At 39.2% G+C, this 2,385-nt stretch carries 2 protein-coding genes; both read left to right on the forward strand.

The features are described 5' to 3' along the window. The first annotated feature begins 191 nt into the window (after window positions 1-191). Window positions 192-1,511, forward strand: a complete 1,320-nt coding sequence (locus ACFWE9_RS26630; protein ID WP_377359639.1) for an MFS transporter — start codon at window positions 192-194, stop codon at window positions 1,509-1,511. Window positions 1,512-1,988: 477 nt separating this feature from the next. Beyond that, entirely contained in the window at window positions 1,989-2,219 is a 231-nt protein-coding gene (locus ACFWE9_RS26635) for a cyclase (RefSeq protein ID WP_377359637.1), read from the forward strand. Window positions 2,220-2,385: the final 166 nt, after the last annotated feature.

Genomic DNA, 2,385 nt, shown 5'->3' on the forward strand with positions numbered 1-2,385 from the left:
GTTTTATATTACACTTTAATTTCGAAAAAAATTAGAAAAATTCAAAAAATAGACGTCTGTTTTCAATCGCTTTCTTTCTCTAAACTAGAGAAGTAGGAAGTGTCCCAAAAATCAAATTAAAAAGGGGAAAGAAGACGCTTATGATCGAACAAAAATTTAAGATGGATGACGCTCCACTTAACAAGTTCCATATGAAAATTACAGCGCTTACTTTTGGCTCAAATTTCTCGGATGGGTATGCTCTTGGGATTATTGGTGTGGCACTTACTCTCCTTAGCCCACAAATGGAACTCAATTCGATGTGGGTAGGACTAATTGGAAGTTCTGCTTTGATCGGGCTCTTTTTCGGTAGTCTAGTACTTGGAGGGTTATCTGACCGCATAGGCAGACAGAAAATATACCTGCTTAACTTCTTATTGGTCACTATAGCTTCGTTGCTGCAACTATTTGTGGATAGTCCCGCAGAGTTGTTAATTTTGCGGTTACTGATAGGTTTTGCTCTCGGAGGCGATTATGCAGTCGGATCGACTTTACTTGCCGAGTTCGCGCCTAGAAAGTATAGGGGGTTCTTACTGGCTTCTCTAAATGTGCTCTGGACGGTAGGTTACGTCTGTGCAACCATTGTCGGATATTATTTAGGACAATCTGGTCCGGAATCATGGCGTTGGATGCTTGCTAGTGCTGCAATCCCTGCATTCATTGTCCTGATACTGCGAATCGGCACGCCTGAATCACCACAATGGCTCATCAGCATGGGACGTATTGATGAAGCACGCCATATCGTAAAGAAGTATATCGGGCCTAATGCGGAAATCGACGAAACTGTTATTGAGACTCAATATAAAAATGGCTTTCGTGCTCTTTTCAACAAAAAATTCCGGAAGCGAACAGCTTTTGGAAGTCTATTTTATGTCTGTATTGTCATTCCGTACTTTGCCATCTACACATTCCTGCCGTCTATCTTAAATAGTATGGGTTTAGCAGAAAACTTCACTGTAGACCTGTGGTTAAACATATTCCTAATCTTGGGTTCGGTTGCGGGTCTTTGGCTTATGGAGAAATTTTCTCGTAGAGGTTTCACGATTAGTACGTTTGCAATCCTGACCGTTTGCTTGCTTATGCTTAGCATTTTTCATGAACCTAAAATTTTAGTAATTCCAATTTTTCTGGCTTTTACTTTTATAATATCAGCAAATTCAAATCTTACGCTAACATATCCGGCCGAACTTTTCCCAACCGAAATTCGCGCATCAGGGGTTGGTTTTGTGACAGCGTTCAGCCGAATTGGATCTGCTATAGGGACTTTCCTCTTGCCCCTTAGTATGAACACTATAGGGTTGGATGCCTCGATGATTGGAATGACGGCTATTCTGTTAATTGGTACTATTATTTCGATTGCCTGGGCACCGGAGACAAAGTCACTCTCTTTAAGCGAGGCAAGTAATCCTTTTAATGAAGCAAGTAATTCAAATTCAAACTTAAACCCCTTAAACCATAAGAAGATTAATTGACATGAAAGAGGAGTACCTTTCCAATTCTGAAAAGAGAGGTCTCGTTGCAAAATTTTACTAATCCAATGGCGACATGAAACTTCTAACAGATGAAAGTGGGATGAAATACAAAGTATTAAGCAAACTGGAACATAAACTCCTTAATGCTAGGAAACATGATAAGAACACGGTTATAGTGTTGAGTATAAAAATCTGGTGTATTTTTAAAATCAGCTGGTGAAAAAGTTGAACCCATTTTTAGTAGGGCTGAAGTAGCAGGTGAAGATGACGAATATGTAATGATTTTGCTCCGGTTAAGGACCGGCAAGACTGCTTGCTTGAAGTTGGTAACAATATTAATCTTCCGTAATAGGGCGCGATTCTTTTATAAGAATCGCTTTTCTTATGGCACTAACGGGGCAGGATTTGTTCGAGAAGGTTATTGTTTCATTCAACTAGAATATATATAACTCAAAACTAATATAAGGTGGATTTATAATGGAGAAAAGAGTTCAATTCGACTTTGAAATCGAGTTCACTAATGGCGGTGGATTACAGGGACAGGATTTTCGTCTTGATATTGATGGAGATGACATTACTGATGAAGAGTTAGCGAATTATATCGTAGAGGATATGAGGTTGCTAATGGTTGGGGAAGTTAGGATACTCAACAAAAAAATAATTAATGAAAAACATAAACGAAAAACTGTTGATAAGAAGTTTGAATAATAAACTCAACAAAATTGAGATGTTAAATAGGTGGTATTGGTTAAACTAACAGGTGTGTTAGCTTAAGATTGGAGCTGTCTTTAAGGCAGCTTTTTCGTGCGCCCGGCATGGGTGCAATCTATAGGGTGCGAGTCCCGAACCATGAAGGCAGTAGTAATGGTTAGCT

This window comes from Peribacillus sp. NPDC060253 (assembly GCF_042727425.1).
Lineage (GTDB): Bacteria > Bacillota > Bacilli > Bacillales > DSM-1321 > Peribacillus.

What these genes read in the sequence shown, in the direction of transcription:
- ACFWE9_RS26630 (WP_377359639.1), top strand. Translation starts at nt 192, where the DNA reads ATGAAAATTACAGCGCTTACTTTTGGCTCAAATTTCTCGGATGGGTAT.
- ACFWE9_RS26635 (WP_377359637.1), top strand. Translation starts at nt 1,989, where the DNA reads ATGGAGAAAAGAGTTCAATTCGACTTTGAAATCGAGTTCACTAATGGC.